Origin of the sequence: Paraburkholderia franconis (assembly GCF_009362735.1) — a bacterium.
Lineage (GTDB): Bacteria > Pseudomonadota > Gammaproteobacteria > Burkholderiales > Burkholderiaceae > Paraburkholderia > Paraburkholderia franconis.
On record NZ_WHNP01000006.1, the window covers coordinates 93069 to 112548 of the forward strand.

Consider the following 19480-nt stretch of genomic DNA (forward strand, 5'->3'; position numbering starts at 1 on the left):
CAGAGTCGAATCATGACTATCAGAAACATCATTGGGTTTATCGCGACAGCCATCGTGTTCGTCGTCGCGATCTTGATCGGGCGTACGCTGTGGGTGCATTACATGGACGAGCCGTGGACGCGCGACGGCCGCGTGCGCGCCGAGGTCGTGAACATTGCGCCCGATGTGTCGGGCGCCGTCGTCCAGTTGCCCGTGCGCGACAACCAGTTCGTCCACAAGGGCGATCTGCTGATGCAGATCGATCCGTCGCACTATCAGATCGCCATCGAGCAGGCGCAGGCCGCCGTCGCCGCGCGCAAGGCCGAGTTGCAGATGCGCCGTGACGATGCGCAGCGTCGCGCGGATATGGACAGCCTCGTCGTATCGAAAGAAAGCCGCGAGAACGCGACGCACACCGCAACGGCTGCCGAGGCGCAGTATCAGCAGGCGCTCGCCGCGCTCGATGCGGCGAAGCTCAACCTCGAGCGGACTCGTGTCGTGTCGCCCGTCGACGGCTACGTGACCAACCTGAACGTCTATCGCGGCGACTATGCGATTGCGGGATCAGCGAAGCTCGCTATCGTCGATAGCCACTCGTTCTGGGTCTATGGGTACTTCGAGGAGACGAAGCTGCCTCACGTGAAGGTCGGCGACAAGGCCGATATCCGGCTGATGAGCGGCGGCACGCTGAAAGGCCACGTCGAGAGCATCTCGCGAGGAATTTACGACCGGGACAACCCGGAAAGCCGTGAATTGCTGGCCGATGTGAATCCGACGTTCAACTGGGTGAGACTGGCGCAGCGCGTGCCGGTGCGGGTGAAGATCGATTCGGTGCCGGACGGTGTGCTGCTTTCTGCGGGGACGACCTGTACTGTCGTGGTGACGCCTTCTTTGTGAGCCATGCCCTTTCAGGGCTCGGCCATGAAGCCGTCACGGAACGCGTCGACGTCTGCCTCCAGCCTGTCTGCGAAGCCGTCTTCGAATGGGGCGGCGGCCGCGCGTGCCAGCAGGTCCCTCACAAGCGTCTGGTAAGTGCGTTCGTCTCCGAGCAGCGAGCGAACCTTGTCACGCGTCGACGGCAACGCGAGATTCCGTGCGTCACGTCCGAGCAGCGCGCACGAAGCCGTCGAGTCGTTAAACGCATAGGCTTCCATCAGATCGGCTGCGTCGGTCCACACGCGCTCTTCGTTACCCGCCCACAGATAACTTCGCAGAATGAGCAACAGGTCGGAGGCGTCCTTGTTTTCCTGTCGTCTACGGTCTTCCCAGGCTAGCAGTTTGAGCAGCGTAAGCGCCGGGAGCGTGACGACGGGCACCACCAGATCGGCTTCGATTTCGATCTGAGACGCCGTGTCGACGGCCTCGCTGAAGCCGAGCACCGTGAGAACGAACTCCCCTTCGGGCGGCCATGCGATCGAACCCTTCGGTACTTCGATGTCGCCGAAAGGCACCAGGTCGAGCGGGATCGTCATGCCTGTGTCGGCGTGCCCGAACAACAGCCGCTGCGGAGCGCGATGGTCCTGACGGAAGCCCTCCACGTTCACGAGCTCGCCGATCAGCACCTCGTACGATGCCCAGTTGACTGCGCAGACGGCCACATCGACGTCTCGCGTGGCTCGCTCGGCGCGAATGCCGTACACATGCCAGAGAACGATGTCGCGCGCCGTTGCTCCCGCGATCACGAACGGCGTGCCCAGACGCTTCGTCGCATCGCAGACTCGCCTGAGCAGCGCCGAAGTGGCGGGGTGCATGGGACGCTCTTCGCTGACTCTAAGCATGAAGATTTCCGACGTAGCGCTCGTATAGGTGTCTCGCGACGGACAGGTTCCGGCTATCTCCGGATGCGATCAGATCGGCGTACACAAGCAATGGATGCACGACGGGGAGTGACGGCGACGTGTCCCATCCATAATCGGCCGGTTCGCGCCAGAAGGATGCAAGAACCTCCACTTCGCCGTCTGGACTCGGGCGCAGGCGCGCCTCCTTCAAGAAGTCTGCACCCAGGTTCTGACGCGCGTAGATCGTCACACGAACCGCCTTGAGCTCTTGCGCGACGAGATCCGCCGCGGCCTCGCCGCCAAGCCGGGCATCGAACTTGAGGAAGTCGAACGCACGCCACCAGTCCGGCGACGTGGCGGTATACGTCGACAATGCCAGCTTCGGCCTCAGGCGCGTAGGGTACAGGCTCACCCATTCATCGACATATTTCTGCCAGTCCGGGAAGATTCGCTCGCCGTTTCGGCGCGTGACGAGCAGACCACGCGCCAGCAGATCGTCGACCACCTGATTCACCGTGCTCAAGGCTGCGCCGGACGCTTCCGCGATCTTGCGGTATGGCTCGCTCGCGAGACCCGGTTGCGTGGCGAGCGCGAACATCACCTGCAAGCCTTTGCTGGTCGTGGACCGCGAAGTCTGCGTGCCCGTTGCCCACGGCAGTCGCGGGCGGCCCACGATCATGATCGTGGCCTCGGGCTCCCGGATGAACGCGTTGCCGACCGCATCGAGAAAGGGGATGTTGCGATCGATCAGGTCCATCGCCAGGTCGGGGTCGACATATGGCGCGACCAGCATGAGCGGACGGCCGTCGACACTGGCGGATTGCAGGCGGTCGGAGACGAGAAGAACGTTGGCGCGGTTGGCACGGGAAGCCACATGAACGGGCATCACCAGCTTCTTGCCGTCGATATCGAACTGGATGGCGCCGTCGGCTTCCAGGCTAATTCTGGAGGCGGCGACCGGTTTAGCCTTGTAAATGCGCGTCGAAGACTGGAACGCGCTACACGCTCCAGCCAGAATTTGCTGCCCGGTTATCGACAGAACGTCGGGTCGCGAGATCATCCGGCACCTTTTGTACGATTTCTGAGTAGTGTACGAAAAAATCGTACAGAGTCAAGAAATCGTACACGGCGGATGTAACCCATTGAAAAACAAAGATATCGAAAACTCTTTGTATGTTTTTCTGTCCCTGTACGAAAAAATCATACCCTATGATTTTTTCGTACACTGCCCCTTTCAGCGTCACTCCCGTAATGAGAACTTCGCCACCGCCGCCTTCAACGCATGCGCCTGATCATCGAGCGCCCGAGCCGCCGCCGTCGCCTGCTCGACGAGCGCTGCATTCTGCTGGGTCCCCGCATCCATCTGCGAAACGGCGAGATTGATCTCTTCGATTCCGGAGCTCTGCTCGGCGGAAGCGGCCGAGATCTCCCCCATGATGTCGGTGACACGCTTCACGGCCTTCACGACTTCATCCATCGTCTGCCCCGCGTCCTGCGCGAGCTGCGAGCCGTTGCTCGCGCGCTCGACCGACGTGCTGATCAAGCCCTTGATCTCCTTCGCCGCGGCGGCGCTGCGTTGCGCGAGGTTGCGCACTTCGCCCGCCACTACCGAGAATCCGCGGCCTTCTTCGCCGGCGCGCGCCGCTTCGACGGCAGCATTGAGCGCGAGGATGTTCGTCTGGAACGCGATCCCCTCGATCACGCCGATGATGTCGCCGATGCTCTTCGCGCTGTCGTTGATCTCGCCCATCGTCGACACGACGCGGCTCACCACTTCGCCGCCCTTCTCCGCGATCGCCGATGCATTGTCGGCCATCGTGCGCGCCTGCTTCGCGTTGTCCGCGTTCTGGCGCACCGTCGATGTCAGCTCTTCCATGCTGCTCGCCGTGCGCTCGAGCGCCATCGCCTGCTGCTCGGTACGCTGCGACAGATCGAGATTGCCCATCGAAATCTCGCCCGATGCGGACGCAATCGCCTCGGCGCTCGCCGCGATATGCGCGACCGTCGACGAAAGGCCGTCCTGCATGTCGCGCAGCGCGAACAGCATGCTGGACTTATCGCGCTTGCCGAGCACGATGTCGTTCGACAGATCGCCCGCCGCGATGCGGCTGGCGATCTCCTTCGCGTACACGGGCTCGCCGCCCAGCTGGCGCGAGAGACGCCGCACCACCCATTCGCTGATCACGAACGCGAGCACGATCAGCGCGACCGTCATCACGGCCATCATCACGAATGAGGACTGATAGATGAACGACGACGCGTCGATGGTCGCCTTCGCCGCCTTGCCGCGCTGCGCGACGAGTTCGTCGACGAGCTTTTCGAGCTTGCCCGTCTCGACGAGTAGCGACACGTCCTGCGTGCCGACCTGCCAGTTCATCTGCGACAGGTCGAGCGGCTGCGCCTTCACGAGCGTCACGAAATCGCGCAGATGCCCGCTCCATACGCCGATCGCGTCGGCGAATTTCTTCTGCTGCGCGGCGACCTCGGCGGAATCGGCGTATTGCTGGAGCGTATTGAGTTCGGCCGACAGACCCGCCAGGTCTTTGTCGATGTCGGCGCCGAGCTCGTCGCGTTCCTTCGCGGTCGTTGCCGTCAGCAGCATCTTCTGGGCGCGGCTCGCGCGCAACAAGTAGCCGCGCGCTTCCTCGGCGGCCCGGCTCGCGACGTGGCCCTGCTCGTAGATCGAGCGCATCTGGCCGTTGAGCCGGCTGATCTGGGTCAGCGAGAACACGCCGATCGCCAGCGTGCCGACGAGCAGCACGGCAAAGGCGAAGCGCAACGTCGTCTTCACGGACCATCCACGCGGCTTGCCGCCCGCTGCCCGCTGCCCCGAACGCGCCGGCCCACCGGCCGCTTCGCCATCCGCCACGAACCCCGCGCCCGGCTGGCCACCCAGCGAAACTGCTTTCATATTTCCCGTCCCCACATGACTAACAACAACCGGAAAGGTCGGTTCCGGCATGCCTTCTTTTCTCTCCGGGTTGACGGCATCGCCGACGGTGTTCTTGAGGCCCGCCGTCCTGTCATCGCCCGGTCCTCGGCGCGCCGCTTCGTGGGCCGCGCGCCGCGCCGGATTTATACACGGCCAAAATTCGCCCGGCGCGTTTCCGACGCGTTGCGCTCACTTGCCTGATCGGCTGGCGCGAATATCGGCGGCGCGAAAGGCGCTCCACGACAGTGCTCACGGGAGCCGCCCCGCACCGGAAGCAGGCATGCTCACCCGAATTGCGTGTCTGGTTCACGACAAAACTTGGCCGGACAATTGGCGGGAGACACACTACACTTCGTCAAACGCTAAAAACATCGGCCGCCGCCGACGGTTTGCCCGACCGCCGACGCTGGCATCCCGAGTCACTCTCTCCAGACCGACCACATGGAATCCAGCCTCGACAAAGGCGCCCTGGCTGGCGCCGCCGGCGCTTCCGGCGCCACTGCTTCAGCTTCCGCCGCGGCAGGCAAGCCGCAGGCGCGCACCGTCTATTCGATTCTCGGCGCGATCAGCTTCTCGCATCTGATGAACGACATGATCCAGTCGTTGATCCTTGCGATCTATCCGATGCTGAAGGACAACTTCTCGCTGTCGTTCGGGCAGATCGGCCTGATCACGCTCACGTATCAGATCACGGCGTCGCTGCTGCAGCCGCTCGTCGGCATCTATACGGACAGGCATCCGAAGCCCTACTCGCTGCCCGTCGGCATGGGCTTCACGCTGTCGGGTCTGCTGCTGATGTCGGTCGCGCCGAATTTCGGCGTGCTGCTCGTCGCTGCGGCGCTGGTCGGCTGCGGATCGTCGGTGTTCCATCCGGAATCGTCGCGCGTCGCGCGGATGGCGTCGGGCGGCAAGCATGGTCTCGCGCAGTCGCTGTTCCAGGTGGGCGGCAACGCGGGCTCGTCGCTCGGGCCGCTGCTCGCCGCGCTGATCGTGATTCCGCACGGACAGCGCAGCATCGCGTGGTTCTCGGCGGCGGCGCTCGTCGGCATTCTCGTGCTCACGCAGATCAGCCGCTGGTACAAGCAGCATCCCGCGACGAAAAAAGCGCGCGCGGGCCACGTTCCGCACGCGACGCTCCCGCGCGGCAAGGTTGCGTTCGCGATGAGCATCCTCGTACTGCTGGTGTTCTCGAAGTACTTCTACCTGACGAGCATCAACAGCTACTTCACGTTTTATCTGATCGACAAGTTCCACCTGCCCGTGCAGGCCGCGCAGGTGCATCTGTTCGTGTTCCTCGCGGCCGTCGCGGCGGGCACGGTGATCGGCGGCCCCGTCGGCGACCGGATCGGCCGCAAGTACGTGATCTGGGTATCGATTCTCGGCGTCGCGCCGTTCACGCTGCTGCTGCCGTACGCGAACCTGTTCTGGACGGGCGTGCTGACGGTGATCATCGGCATCGTGCTCGCATCGGCGTTCTCGGCGATTCTCGTCTACGCGCAGGAGCTGATTCCGGGCAAGGTCGGCATGGTCGCGGGGTTGTTCTTTGGCTTCGCGTTCGGCCTGGGCGGCATCGGCGCGGCCGTGCTCGGCCAGCTCGCCGACTCGACGAGCATCGCGTATGTCTACAAGGTCTGCTCGTTCCTGCCGCTGCTGGGCATCCTGACGGTGTTTCTGCCGGATATCGAAGGGAAGCGGGTAAGAGGGTGAAGAGCCAGGCACGCGCCAGATCGCCGCAGACATCCGGCTCGACGCCAGGGCTCGACAAGGCGCCGCTCATCGCGGCGCCTTTGTTTTTGCGGCTCACGGCGCGACGTTCGACGAATCGTGCACTGCAGCGCTCATGGTGAACCCCCGTTGTCCGCGAGCCCGCGCCTGCTCTATGCTGTGCTGACGTGCGCATGCACAGGCCGAGGGGTTCGCCACAACGGCCCCAACGGGTTCACCCCGTCGCCGTTCGCCCGCCGCCACGCCGCCGTTGCCGTTCATTCGCCCGCTCACCCACGCAGCCCGAAGGATCGTCGCCGATGACCACCTACCGCGAATTCCACCGCCGCTCGATCGAGGCCCCCGAAGACTTCTGGCGCGACGAAGCGAAGCGCATCCATTGGGAAACGCCGTTCGATACCGTACTCGACCGCTCGAATCCGCCGTTTGCGCGCTGGTTCGTCGGCGGACGGACGAACCTCTGTCACAACGCGGTCGACCGGCATCTCGCGCAGCGCGCACAGCAGAACGCGCTGATCTACGTGTCGACGGAAACGGGCATCGAGCGGCGCTACACGTATGCCGAACTGCACGCGGAAGTGAACCGGATGGCGGCCGTGATGCGCTCGCTCGGCGTCGGGCGCAGCGACCGCGTGCTGATCTATCTGCCCATGATTCCCGAAGCCGTGTTCGCGATGCTCGCGTGCGCGCGGCTGGGCGCGATCCACTCGGTCGTGTTCGGCGGATTCGCCGCGCCGAATCTCGCCGCGCGCATCGACGACGCGAAGCCCGTGCTGATCGTGACGGCCGACGCCGGCGCGCGCGCAGGCAAAGTGATCGACTACACGCCGCTCGTCGACGAAGCGCTGGCGCGCGCGACGCACAAGACGCCGAAGGTGCTGCTGATCGACCGGCAGCTCACGCCCGAGCGGCTCAACGCGCCCTATCTCGTCGCGTACGAGCCGCTGCGTGAGCAGTTCTTCGACGCACATGTGCAATGCGAATGGCTCGAATCGACGGAGCCTTCGTATGTGCTGTACACGTCGGGCACGACGGGCAAACCGAAGGGCGTGCAGCGCGACGTCGGCGGCTATGCGGTGGCGCTTGCGGCATCGATGGAATACATCTTCGAAGGCAAGGCGGGCGACACGATGTTCACGGCGTCCGATGTCGGCTGGGTGGTCGGCCACAGCTACATCGTCTATGCGCCACTGATCGCGGGCCTCACGACCGTCATGTACGAAGGCACGCCGATCCGCCCCGATGGCGGCATCTGGTGGCGGCTCGTCGAGCAGTACAAGATCAACCTGATGTTCACCGCGCCGACCGCGATCCGCGTGTTGAAGAAGCAAGACCCGGCGTTCCTGAAACAGGCCGATCTGTCGAGCCTGCGCACGCTCTTTCTGGCAGGCGAGCCGCTCGACGAACCGACGGCTGCATGGATCGCCGATTCGCTCGGCAAGCCTGTCGTCGACAACTTCTGGCAGACGGAAACCGGCTGGCCGATTCTCGCGATCCAGCGCGGCGTCGAGGCGCTGCCGCAAAAGCTCGGCTCGCCGGGCGTGCCCTGCTACGGTTACGGCCTGACGCTGCGCAACGAGCACACGGGCGAGCCCTGTCCGCCCGGCGAAAAAGGCGTGATCACGCTCGGCTATCCGCTGCCGCCTGGCTGCATGTCAACGGTGTGGGGCGACGACGCGCGCTTCGTAAAAACGTACTGGGAAAGCGTGCCGAACCAGCAGGTGTATTCGACGTTCGACTGGGGCATCCAGGACGAGGACGGCTACGTGACGATCCTCGGCCGTACCGACGACGTGATCAACGTCGCGGGCCATCGCCTCGGCACGCGCGAAATCGAAGAGGCGTTGTCGAGCCACAAGGCCGTCGCGGAAGTCGCTGTCGTCGGCGTAACGGATCAGGTGAAGGGACAGGCGGCGATTGCGTTTGTCGTCGTGCGCGATGCGCTCGCGTACGAGTCCGACGATGCGCGCGCAAAGCTCTCAGCCGAGTTGTGCGCGACCGTCGATCGCCAGCTCGGCGCAATCGCGCGGCCGGCTCATGTCGTGCTCGTATCGATGCTGCCGAAAACGCGCTCCGGCAAGCTGCTGCGCCGCGCGATTGCGGCGCTCGCCGAAGGCCGCGACCCGGGCGACTTGCCGACGATCGAAGATCCGTCGGCGTTGCAGCAGATCCGCGATGCCGTGACGCCCGGCGGCACCAACGCGCGGGGCGGCTGAGCGTTGCGCGAGAAACGGCGTGCTTATGGCGTGCTTCTCAACCGCGCGCCGCGAGAAACCGCCTGAGAATCCCGCTCGAATACGTGCCCGCGATTTCGGTGAGGAACGACACGAACGACGCGGGCGCATGCGCGTCCGCAGTGTCGGAAATAGTCCGCACGATCGCGCACGGAACGCCGTATTCGTAGCAGACCTGCGCGATCGCCGCGCCTTCCATCTCGACGGCGAGCGCGTCGGGCAACGCTGCGCGCAACATGTCGACGGAAGTCGCGCTCGCAACGAACTGGTCGCCGCTGATAATCAGGCCGCGATGCACGGTCGGCAGCGCCTCCGTCAGGAAACGCTGCGACAGCGCGGCGCCCTCTTCGTCGATGAAATGCTCGCACGCGGCCGCCAGCGCGGTCGTCAAAGGCGCGTCGGCGTCGAAGCGCGACATGCCCAGCAGCGGCACCTCGAAGCGCGGAAACAGCGGCGACGCATCCATATCGTGCTGCATCAGCGATTCGGCCACGACGATATCGCCGATCCGCACCGTCGGCCCGACGCCGCCCGCGACGCCCGTGAACACGACGGCTTCGACTTCGAACGCGTGAATCAACGCGCTCGCGGTGGCGGCCGCCGCGACCTTGCCGACGCGCGCAAGCGTCACGACGCACGGCGCGCCATGCACCGTGCCGACGTGATAGTCGCGTTTGCCGTGCGTGATGGTTTCGACGGCGCCTTCAGCGCGCATCGCCGCGACGAGATCGCCGAGCTCCTGGGGCAGCGCCGCCATCACGGCGAGCGGACGACGCGGGATCGTCGCTTCGAAAGACAGCGGCGCGCTCATTCGACCGCCTGCAGCTTTGCAACGGCCAGCGCGAGCCACTTCTCGCCGTGCCGCTTGAACTTGACCTGCGCCTTCGCGTCGGCGCCGCCGCCTTCGAGCGCCGTGATCGTGCCTTCGCCGAACTTGGTGTGGAACACCTGCTGACCGATGCGGAAGCCCGCTTCCGCCGCGCGTTGCTGGTTCGCGAACGCGGGCAGCGGCGCGCTCGATGCCGTCGATGCGCCGCCGCCATAACCCTGCTGACGATCGGGCCGCGCGAACCAGTCGCGTCCCCAGCCCGCATTGTCGGAGCGGCCGCCCCAGCGCGCGCCCGCTTCGACTTTCGGCGTGAGCCACTTGAGCGTTTCCTGCGGCAGTTCGTCGAAGAAGCGCGAGCGGATGTTGTAGCGCGTCTGTCCATGCAGCATCCGGCTCTGCGCGAACGACAGATACAGGCGCTCCTTCGCGCGCGTGATCGCGACGTACATCAGGCGGCGCTCTTCTTCGAGCCCGTCCGCTTCGATCGCGCTGTTCTCGTGCGGAAAGAGCCCCTCTTCGAGACCGGTGATGAACACCGCGGTAAATTCGAGGCCCTTCGCCGCGTGCACCGTCATCAGCTGCACTGCTTCCTGACCGGCCTGCGCCTGGTTGTCGCCGGCTTCGAGCGACGCGTGCGACAGGAAGCCCGCGAGCGGCGTCATCGTGTCGGGGTTCTGCGCGGGGTCGGCGGGATTCGCGGCGTCGAGCACGTCGACGCCGGGATCGTCGGTGGCGACCACGAGTTCCGGTGAGGCCGTCGCGCCCGGACGCAGCGGAATCGAGCGCGCGGGCGTGTCGAGCCCGTAGCCTTCTTCGCTGACGAAGGCTGTGGCCGCGTTCACTAGTTCCTGCAGGTTCTCCAGCCGGTCCTGCCCTTCGCGCTCGTTCTGATAGAACTCGGACAGCCCGCTCGCGCGCACCACATGCTCGACCGTTTCGGGCAAGCTCATCTGCGCCGTTTCGGCGCGCATCTTCGCGATCAGGTTCGCAAACCCACCGAGGCTCGTACCCGCCTTGCCCGTCACGTACGGAATCGCCGCCGCCATCGAGCAGTTGTACAGGCGCGACGCGTCCGCGAGCTGCTCGATCGAGCGCGCGCCGATGCCGCGCGCCGGGAAATTGACGACGCGCGCGAACGCGGTGTCGTCGTTCGGGTTGTCGATCAGGCGCAGATATGCAAGCGCGTGCTTCACTTCCTGGCGCTCGAAGAATCGCAGGCCGCCGTACACGCGATACGGAATGCCTACGTTCACGAGCGTATGTTCGATCGTGCGCGACTGCGCGTTGCTTCGATACAGCACGGCGATCTCGCTGCGCGACAGGCCCGTATTGATCAGCGCGCGAATCTCTTCGACGATCCAGCCCGCTTCCTGCGAATCCGTCGTCGCCTCGTAGACACGCACGGGCTCGCCATGCCCCGCGTCCGTGCGCAGGTTCTTGCCGAGGCGCCGCGCGTTGTGCGCGATCAGATGGTTCGCCGCATCGAGAATATGGCCGTGCGAACGGTAGTTCTGCTCGAGCTTGATCAGATGCCGGACCTTGAACTCGTGCTCGAAGTCGCGCATGTTGCCGACGTTCGCGCCGCGAAATGCGTAGATCGACTGGTCATCGTCGCCGACGGCGAAGATCGCGTTGTGCTCGCCCGCGAGCAGCTTCAGCCACGCGTATTGCAGCTTGTTCGTGTCCTGGAACTCGTCGACGAGAATGTGCCTGAAGCGCGCCTGATAGTGCGCGCGCAGCGGCGGGTTGTACGACAGCAGTTCGTAGCAGCGCAGCAGCAGCTCCGGAAAATCGACGACGCCTTCGCGCTGGCATTGCTGGTCGTACGCTTCGTACAGTTCGACGAACTTGCGGTTGAAGTTGTCGGAAGCGTCGGCATCTTTCGGACGCAGCCCCTGCTCCTTCGCGTTGTTGATGAAGTACTGCAGGTTCTTCGCCGGATATTTCTCGTCGTCGATATTCAGGCCCTTCATCAGGCGCTTGATCGCGGAAAGCTGATCCGATGTGTCGAGAATCTGGAACGTCTGCGGCAGGCCCGCGTCGCGGTGATGCGCGCGCAGCATGCGGTTGCACAGGCCATGGAACGTGCCGATCCACATGCCGCGCGTATCGATCGGCAGCAGCGCCGACAGGCGCGACATCATTTCGCGCGCGGCCTTGTTCGTGAAGGTGACGCCGAGCAGGGTCGCAGGCGTTGCGAGACCGTGCTGGATCAGCCACGCGATCCGCGTGATCAGCACGCGCGTCTTGCCGCTGCCTGCGCCCGCCAGAATGAGCGCCGGTTCGTTCGGCAGTGTGACGGCGGCGTGTTGTTCGGGGTTCAGGTTCGCGAGCAGTTCGGGCATGGATGACGAGAAGAAACTACGATTGCGGCGGGTGGTCCGTCATTATAAGACCGCGACGCTCGGAGCCTGGTGCGCCGCTGACGCGCGTGGATCTGTCGGTCTTCGATTCCGCCGGGATCGCGCTCCTGATCGCGCCCTGTCTTGCGCCCTGTCTCACTTGCTGTCTGACGTGCTGTCTTGCGCCCTGTCTCACGCCCTGTCTCACTTCCTGTCTCACTTGTTGTCTGACGTGCTGTCCTGCGCCCCATCCCGCGCCCGTCTTGCCCTCGTCTTGAGCGCGAGCAACGGCCAGCGCGGACCGCCGCCTCACGCCACCCTTTATAATTCAAGGTTTCGGGCATCTTTCCACGTATTTTCCGGCAGATTTTGACGATGACGACAAGCGACAGCACGCTGGCCAAGAGTTTCGAGCCGCAGACGATCGAGGCCCAATGGGGCCCTGAATGGGAAAAACGCGGCTACGCCGCTCCGGCGTTCGAACCGGGCCGCAAGAACTTCTCGATTCAACTGCCGCCGCCCAACGTCACGGGCACGCTGCACATGGGCCATGCGTTCAACCAGACGATCATGGACGGCCTGACCCGCTATCACCGCATGCTCGGCGAAAACACGCTGTGGGTGCCGGGCACGGACCACGCGGGCATCGCGACGCAGATCGTCGTCGAACGGCAACTGGACACGCAAGGCATTTCGCGCCACGACCTCGGCCGCGAAAAGTTCGTGGAGCGCGTGTGGGAATGGAAGCAGCAGTCCGGCTCGACGATCACGAACCAGGTGCGGCGCCTCGGCGCGTCGATCGACTGGTCGCGCGAATACTTCACGATGGACGACAAGATGTCGGCTGCCGTGCGCGACGTGTTCGTGCGTCTGTATGAACAGGGCCTGATCTATCGCGGCAAGCGCCTCGTCAACTGGGACCCGGTGCTGCTCACGGCCGTGTCCGATCTCGAAGTGGTCAGCGAGGAAGAGAACGGCCATCTGTGGCACATCCAGTACCCGCTCGCCTACGGCTCAGGCCATCTGACCGTCGCGACGACGCGTCCCGAAACGATGCTCGGCGACGTCGCCGCGATGGTTCATCCCGAAGACGAGCGCTACGCGCACCTTATTGGCAAGACGGTCAGGCTGCCGCTCACGGACCGCGAAATTCCCATCATCGCCGACGACTACGTGGATCGCGAGTTCGGCACGGGCGTCGTGAAGGTGACGCCTGCGCACGATTTCAACGACTACCAGGTCGGCCAGCGCCACAAGCTGCCGCAGATCGAAATCCTCACGCTCGACGCAAAGATCAACGACAACGCGCCCGAAAAATATCGCGGCATGGATCGTTTCGACGCGCGCAAACAGGTCGTCGCCGATCTCGAAGCGCTCGGGCTGCTCGAATCGGTGAAGCCGCACAAGCTGATGGTGCCGCGCGGCGACCGCACGGGCGTCGTGATCGAGCCGATGCTCACCGACCAGTGGTTCGTCGCGATGAGCAAGCCCGCTCCCGAAGGCACGTTCAATCCGGGCAAGTCGATCGCCGAAACGGCACTCGACGTGGTCCGCAACGGACAGATCAGATTCGTGCCGGAGAACTGGACGACCACGTACTACCAGTGGCTCGAAAACATCCAGGACTGGTGCATCTCGCGTCAATTGTGGTGGGGCCATCAGATTCCCGCGTGGTATGGCGAGAACGGCGAGATCTTCGTCGCGAAGACGGAAGAGGACGCACGCGCGCAAGCCGATGCGAAGGGCTACAAGGGCGCGTTGAAGCGCGACGAGGACGTGCTCGACACGTGGTTCTCGTCGGCGCTCGTGCCGTTCTCGTCGCTCGGCTGGCCGAACGAGACGCGGGAGCTGGAAGCGTATCTGCCGTCGTCGGTGCTCGTCACCGGCTTCGACATCATCTTCTTCTGGGTCGCGCGCATGGTCATGATGACCACGCACTTCACCGGCAAGGTGCCGTTCGACACCGTTTATGTGCACGGTCTCGTGCGCGACGCCGAGGGTCAGAAGATGTCGAAGAGCAAGGGCAACACGCTCGACCCGATCGATATCGTCGACGGCATCGGCCTCGACGCGTTGGTCGCGAAGCGCACCACGGGGCTGATGAATCCGAAGCAGGCCGCGTCGATCGAAAAGAAGACGCGCAAAGAGTTTCCCGAAGGCATTCCGGCGTTCGGCACGGATGCGCTGCGCTTCACCATGGCGTCGATGGCGACGCTCGGCCGCAACGTGAACTTCGACCTCGCGCGCTGCGAAGGCTATCGCAACTTCTGCAACAAGCTGTGGAACGCAACGCGCTTCGTGCTGATGAACTGCGAAGGCCACGACTGCGGCTTCTCGAAGCCGGGCGCGTGCCAGCCTGGCGATTGCGGCCCGGGCGGCTACACGGACTTCTCGCAGGCCGACCGCTGGATCGTGTCGCTGCTTCAACGCGTCGAAGCCGAAATCGAAAAAGGCTTCGCGGATTATCGTTTTGACAATGTGGCGAACGCCCTATACAAGTTCGTGTGGGACGAATACTGTGACTGGTATCTCGAACTCGCGAAGGTGCAGATCCAGACGGGCACGCCGGAACAGCAGCGCGCCACGCGCCGCACGCTGTTGCGTGTGCTCGAAACGGTGCTGCGGCTCGCGCATCCTGTGATTCCTTTCATCACGGAAGCGCTGTGGCAGAAGGTGGCGCCGCTCACGGACAAGTATCCCGAAGGCAAGGCGGAAGGCGAGGCATCGATCATGACGCAGCCCTACCCGATCGCGGAGACGGGCAAGATCGACGAAAAGGCCGAGCAGTGGGCCGCCGATCTGAAGGCTGTGATCGACGCATGCCGAAATCTGCGTGGCGAGATGAACCTGTCGCCGGCGACGAAGGTGCCGCTACTCGTGACGGGCAACGCCGAGCGGCTCACGTCGTTCGCGCCCTACGCGCAGGCGTTGGCGCGTTTGTCGGAGGTGCAGATCATCGCCGACGAAGCAACGCTCGATGCACAGGCACATGGCGCGCCGATTGCTATCGTAGGGACGGACAAGCTCGTGTTGAAGGTGGAAATCGATGTCGCCGCCGAACGCGAACGCCTGTCAAAGGAAATCGCCAGACTGAATGCAGAGGTTTCGAAATGTAACGCCAAGCTCCAGAACGAGAGCTTTGTTGCAAAAGCACCGCCGGCGGTCGTTGAGCAGGAGCAAAGAAGGCTGGCAGAATACCAGACCACGATTGGCAAGCTGACGGCACAACTGTCGCGCTTGCCGGCCTGATTTACGCCCCATGCGTGCCGCGCCAGGCGGCGCATCCACGCATTCCAAACCAGAGGACGCAGGGTACACACATGCTAAAAGTTACTAAGGCAGTTTTTCCGGTCGCGGGTCTCGGTACGCGCTTTCTTCCTGCCACGAAGGCGAGCCCGAAGGAGATGCTGCCTATCGTCGACAAGCCGCTGATCCAGTACGCAGTCGAAGAGGCGATGGCAGCGGGCATCACCGAAATGATCTTCGTGACAGGCCGCAGCAAGCGCGCGATCGAAGACCATTTCGATAAGTCGTACGAAATCGAGGCCGAGCTGGAAGCGCGCGGCAAGGACAAGCTGCTGGAGCTGGTTCGCAGCATCAAGCCGAGCCACGTCGACTGCTTCTACGTGCGTCAGCCGGAAGCGCTGGGTCTCGGCCACGCCGTGCTGTGCGCGGAAAAACTGGTCGGCGACAACCCGTTCGCCGTGATCCTCGCGGACGACCTGCTGTACGGCAAGCCGCCCGTCATGCAGCAGATGATCGAGGTGTTCGATCACTATCACAGCTCGGTGATCGGCGTCGAAGAGATTCCGCCGTCGGAGACGAAGTCGTACGGTATCGTCGACGGCAAGGAGTGGGAAGACGCGATCATCAAGATGTCAGGCATCGTCGAGAAGCCGGCGCCCGAAGTCGCGCCGTCGAATCTCGGCGTGGTCGGCCGCTATGTGCTGAAGCCGCGCATCTTCGATCACATCCGCGCGCTGAAGCCGGGCGCGGGCGGCGAACTGCAACTGACGGACGCGATCCAGTCGCTGCTCGCCGATGAGCAGGTGCTCGCGTACAAGTATCACGGCACGCGCTTCGACTGCGGCAGCAAGCTCGGCTATCTGAAGGCGACCGTCGAATTCGCGCTGCGCCACCCGGAAGTGGCCGCGGACTTCGAAGAGTATCTGCGTACGCGTTCGCCCGTGCTGGAGGGCTGATCGAACGTTCGGCCAGCGTGCAAGTAGCACTGCGGGCCGTCATGCAAGCATGAAGAAAAAGGCGCTGCGCCCCATCGGGGACGCAGCGCCTTTTTTCATGAGCTTGTGACGCGAGATGGCTAAATACAGCCGCGAAGAAACCTCAGCGCCGCCGCATCAGGAAAACGAACACTTTATCGGGCAGCGTCGACGACTCGACGATCTCGTTGCCCGTCTGCTTCGAGAACGCGGCGAAATCGCGCTGCGAGCCGGGATCGGTGGCGAGCACCTTGAGTATCTGGCCGCTTTCCATATCGGCCAGTGCTTTTTTCGCGCGCAGAATGGGCAGCGGGCACTTCAAGCCGCGCGCATCGACTTCCTTGTGAATCTGAATTTCCATCGACGATGACCTTCGTGAGGCGGCGCCCGTGTTCCGCTCGAATGTTCGCGAAAGCGGCGCCATGCAGAGGGTCAAATTCTAACGCATGCGCTTCGAGCGCGCCCAGGCCGCGACAGTCTGGACGTGCTTCGCTTACAGATCGACAGCCCGTCCGCTTGCGAGCGATTCGCGCAGCGCAAAGCCGATGCGTGTCGCCTCCATCGCGTCCGCGAGCGTCGCGCCGCTCTGCCGCCCTTCCCTCACTGCGGCGACGAACGCCCGCGCTTCGCACAGGAACGCCTCTTCGAAGCGATCGAAGAACGTCGGCGTGCACTCGTTGCGGATGCCGCTCGCGTCGGCGATCTCGACGCGGTTCGCGCGCGGATTACGCCCGACATACAGCGCGCCCGCCGTGCCGATCACTTCGCTGCCCGTGTCGTTGCCGTGCGCGAGCGTGCGCGACGCGTAGAACATCGCGATGCGTCCGCCCTCGAACTCGCAGATCGCGACGCCGTTATCGACGTCGCCGAATTCGCGCAGGCCCTCGTGCAGCGCGACCACGCCGCTCGCATAGACGCGCTTCGCTTTCGGCATGCCGAGCAGCCAGCGCGCGACGTCGATGTCGTGCACCGTGCAGTCGAGAAAGATGCCGCCCGAGGTCGGCGCAAAGCGCACGAAAAAGCCTTCGGGATCGTTCTGATCGCAAGTCTGCGAGCGCACCATGAACGGCCGCCCGATCGCGCCCGCCTCGATCTTCTCGAACGCGTTGCGATAGCTCGGATCGAAGCGGCGCATGAAGCCGATCGTCGCCTGCAACTGCGGATAACGCCGCGCCTCTTCGATCACGCGCTCGCATTCGGCGAGATCGAGCGACAGCGGCTTTTCGCAGAACACGTGCTTGCCCGCGCGCAACGCATCGATGATCTGCTGCGCGTGCAGCGCGGACGGCGTGACGAGCCACACGGCATCGACGTCGCGATCGCCGAGCAACGCGTGATAGTCGTCGTAGACGCGCGGCGCGGGCAGCGCGTCGCGCGCCCACGTCCGCTCCGCTTCGACGGGACTGCACGCGGCCACGAGCGCCGCGCCCGACACGCGATACGCAAGATTCTCCGCGTGCCGCTTGCCGAGCCGCCCCAGCCCCACCACGCCAACACGCAATGGCCCCGCGCTCATCACAGCGCCTCGTTGAGCTTGACGGCGCGCCCTTCGCGCCACGAAAGCGTCGCGGCTTCCGCGAGTTCGAGCGCCTTCATGCCATCGGCGACCGTCGTGCGCACCGGCTTGCCTTGCGTGATGGCTTCGAAGAAATGCGCGATTTCGAGCGCGTACGCGGCGCGATAGCGTTCGAGGAAAAAGTGCTCGGGCACGTCGCTGGAGACGGCCGTCTTCGAGTACGCGGTCACTTGCGTCGGACGCACGTTGCCCGCCTGCAGCATGCCGTCGCTGCCAAGCACTTCGAAGCGCTGGTCGTAGCCATACGCGGCGCGCCGCGCCGTATTGATCTGGCACAGACGTCCGTGCTTCGTGCGGATCGTCACGGCTGTCGAGTCGATATCGCCCGCATCGGCGATCGCGGGATCGGACAGACAGCTGCCCGTCGCGTGCAGCGTGTCGGCTTCGTCGTCGAGAATCCAGCGGAAGATGTCGAAGTCGTGAATCAGCATGTCCTTGAAGATGCCGCCCGAGTGCTTGATGTACTCGACGGGCGGCGCGCCGGGATCGCGGCTCGTCACGACGAGCATTTCCGGCGTGCCGATCTCGCCCGCATCGAGACGCGCCTTCAGCGCGGCGAACGTCGGATCGAAGCGCCGCTGAAAGCCGATCATGCACACGACGCCCGCTTTCGCGACGGCATCGGCACAGGCGCGTGCGCGTTCCAGCGTCAGATCGACGGGCTTTTCGCAGAACACGTGCTTCTTCTGCGCGGCCGATTGCAGGATCAGCCCGGCGTGCGTATCGGTGCTCGAACAGATGACGGTCGCGCCCACTGACGCATCGCCCATCGCGCCGTCGACATCCGCGACCTGCGCGCCAAATTGCGCGGCGAGCGCGGCCGCCGCGTCGCGATTCACATCGACCACATATTTGAGCCGCACGCCCGGCTGCCGCGCGAGATTCGACGCATGAATCTTGCCGATGCGTCCCGCGCCGAACACAGCCACGTCGATCGTCTTGCCTGCCACATCAGTCATCGTATCCTCCAGTGTCTGTCGACTCTTCTACGTTCAGTTCCAGCTTGTACGCGAGCGCGATGAACAGCGCCTGGCACAGGCAGATCGTGCTGGTCAGCGAGCGGAACGCGAACGCGCTGCCCTCTTTCACATACAGCTGCGTCGTCGCATAGCGCGCGAGCGGCGACAGCTGGCTATCCGAAATGACGAGTGTCTTCGCCTGATGATGATGCGCGACGCGCAGGCAGTACTGCGTCTCCTTGCCATAGGGCGCGAAGCTGATCGCGATCACGACGTCGCCCTTCTTCACGCTGCGAATCTGCTCGCGATACATCCCGCCGAAACCCGACACGAGATGCACGCGCTTCGGCGTGTGCTGCAACGCATAGACGATGTAGCTCGCGACGGGAAACGAGCGCCGCACGCCGACCACGTAGATGTTCTCGGCCTGCTGCAGCATCTTCACGGCGGCGTCGAACTGCGCGTCGTCGAGCGAGCGGTCCAGCTCGTCGAGACCGTCACGGCACGCAGCGATGAATTCGCGCGCGACGCTGCCGCCCGACAGCCGCCCCGGCTTCTCGTCTATCAGCTTGCGAATGCGCTGTTGATAGCTCTGCGACGACGCGCCCTGCGTCGTGTACGCCTGGCGGAACACCGCCTGCAAATCGGAGAAACCCGAAAACCCGAAACGCTGCGCAAAGCGCACGACGGCGGACGGATGCACGCCGCAACTCATCGCGATGTCACTGGTGCGATCGACCATCACGCTCGACCGGTGCTGCTCGATATACGTCGCGACGCTCTTCAACTGACGCGGCAGCGACTCGTAGTTCTCCGCGATGCGTTGCATCAATTCATCGACGCTCGGCAATTCTTCTGTGCTGTCTTCCGCCATGGTCCTGACCTCTGTGCTTTTTGCAGCGCAAA

General features: G+C 64.1%; 15 protein-coding genes. 6 read left to right on the forward strand and 9 right to left on the reverse strand.

The annotated features are described in order from the left end of the window. Positions 1 to 12 precede the first annotated feature (12 nt). Positions 13 to 876 carry an efflux RND transporter periplasmic adaptor subunit gene (locus tag GCT13_RS08650; RefSeq protein WP_152756940.1) on the forward strand — a complete coding sequence of 288 codons (864 nt, stop codon included), beginning with the start codon at positions 13 to 15 and terminating at the stop codon, positions 874 to 876. Positions 877 to 887: 11 nt separating this feature from the next. Here the strand turns inward: GCT13_RS08650 and GCT13_RS08655 are convergent, their stop codons facing one another. The 3 genes from GCT13_RS08655 to GCT13_RS08665 all read right to left on the reverse strand — a co-directional run bounded on the left by GCT13_RS08655 (position 888) and on the right by GCT13_RS08665 (position 4668). Continuing rightward, complete coding sequence (locus GCT13_RS08655) at positions 888 to 1757, reverse strand: nucleotidyl transferase AbiEii/AbiGii toxin family protein (protein WP_152756942.1); 870 nt, start codon at positions 1755 to 1757, stop codon at positions 888 to 890. Continuing rightward, complete coding sequence (locus GCT13_RS08660; RefSeq protein ID WP_152756944.1) at positions 1750 to 2817, reverse strand: type IV toxin-antitoxin system AbiEi family antitoxin; 1068 nt, start codon at positions 2815 to 2817, stop codon at positions 1750 to 1752. Before GCT13_RS08660 ends, GCT13_RS08655 begins: the two co-directional genes overlap by 8 nt. Before the next feature lie 180 nt (positions 2818 to 2997). Beyond that, a complete protein-coding gene (locus tag GCT13_RS08665; protein WP_152756946.1) occupies positions 2998 to 4668 on the reverse strand; it encodes a methyl-accepting chemotaxis protein in 1671 nt (556 codons plus the stop codon). Between the two features lie 15 nt (positions 4669 to 4683). Here GCT13_RS08665 and GCT13_RS08670 point away from each other — a divergent pair, with 15 nt between their 5' ends. The 3 genes from GCT13_RS08670 to GCT13_RS08680 all read left to right on the forward strand — a co-directional run bounded on the left by GCT13_RS08670 (position 4684) and on the right by GCT13_RS08680 (position 8630). Next, the gene (locus GCT13_RS08670; RefSeq protein ID WP_152756948.1) at positions 4684 to 4890 is read left to right on the forward strand and encodes a hypothetical protein; all 207 of its coding nucleotides are present in this window, start codon (positions 4684 to 4686) and stop codon (positions 4888 to 4890) included. A gap of 240 nt (positions 4891 to 5130) precedes the next feature. Beyond that, entirely contained in the window at positions 5131 to 6396 is a 1266-nt protein-coding gene (locus tag GCT13_RS08675) for an MFS transporter (RefSeq protein WP_152756950.1), read from the forward strand. A 317-nt stretch (positions 6397 to 6713) separates the two neighbouring features. Next, on the forward strand, positions 6714 to 8630 hold the full coding sequence (locus GCT13_RS08680) for a propionate--CoA ligase (RefSeq protein WP_152756952.1): 1917 nt from the start codon (positions 6714 to 6716) through the stop codon (positions 8628 to 8630). 37 nt (positions 8631 to 8667) lie between these two features. Here GCT13_RS08680 and GCT13_RS08685 read toward each other — a convergent pair whose 3' ends face one another. Then, the gene (locus GCT13_RS08685; RefSeq protein WP_152756954.1) at positions 8668 to 9459 is read right to left on the reverse strand and encodes a 5'-methylthioadenosine/adenosylhomocysteine nucleosidase; all 792 of its coding nucleotides are present in this window, start codon (positions 9457 to 9459) and stop codon (positions 8668 to 8670) included. Next, the gene (locus tag GCT13_RS08690; RefSeq protein WP_152756956.1) at positions 9456 to 11822 is read right to left on the reverse strand and encodes a UvrD-helicase domain-containing protein; all 2367 of its coding nucleotides are present in this window, start codon (positions 11820 to 11822) and stop codon (positions 9456 to 9458) included. The genes GCT13_RS08685 and GCT13_RS08690 overlap by 4 nt, the downstream gene beginning before the upstream one ends. Before the next feature lie 372 nt (positions 11823 to 12194). Here GCT13_RS08690 and GCT13_RS08695 point away from each other — a divergent pair, with 372 nt between their 5' ends. Next, positions 12195 to 15068, forward strand: coding sequence for a valine--tRNA ligase (locus GCT13_RS08695; RefSeq protein WP_152756958.1), 2874 nt, complete (start codon positions 12195 to 12197; stop codon positions 15066 to 15068). Between the two features lie 71 nt (positions 15069 to 15139). Further along, on the forward strand, positions 15140 to 16021 hold the full coding sequence (galU, locus tag GCT13_RS08700; RefSeq protein WP_152756961.1) for a UTP--glucose-1-phosphate uridylyltransferase GalU: 882 nt from the start codon (positions 15140 to 15142) through the stop codon (positions 16019 to 16021). Between the two features lie 142 nt (positions 16022 to 16163). Here galU and GCT13_RS08705 read toward each other — a convergent pair whose 3' ends face one another. The 4 genes from GCT13_RS08705 to GCT13_RS08720 form a co-directional block, all read right to left on the reverse strand. Then, entirely contained in the window at positions 16164 to 16394 is a 231-nt protein-coding gene (locus GCT13_RS08705) for a sulfurtransferase TusA family protein (protein ID WP_087733718.1), read from the reverse strand. A 138-nt stretch (positions 16395 to 16532) separates the two neighbouring features. Next, the gene (locus tag GCT13_RS08710; protein WP_152756969.1) at positions 16533 to 17555 is read right to left on the reverse strand and encodes a Gfo/Idh/MocA family oxidoreductase; all 1023 of its coding nucleotides are present in this window, start codon (positions 17553 to 17555) and stop codon (positions 16533 to 16535) included. Further along, a complete protein-coding gene (iolG, locus tag GCT13_RS08715; protein ID WP_152756978.1) occupies positions 17555 to 18574 on the reverse strand; it encodes an inositol 2-dehydrogenase in 1020 nt (339 codons plus the stop codon). The genes GCT13_RS08710 and iolG overlap by 1 nt, the downstream gene beginning before the upstream one ends. Continuing rightward, positions 18567 to 19448 (reverse strand): MurR/RpiR family transcriptional regulator, encoded by an 882-nt coding sequence (locus GCT13_RS08720; protein ID WP_152756982.1) that lies wholly within the window; start codon positions 19446 to 19448, stop codon positions 18567 to 18569. Before GCT13_RS08720 ends, iolG begins: the two co-directional genes overlap by 8 nt. Positions 19449 to 19480 lie beyond the last annotated feature (32 nt).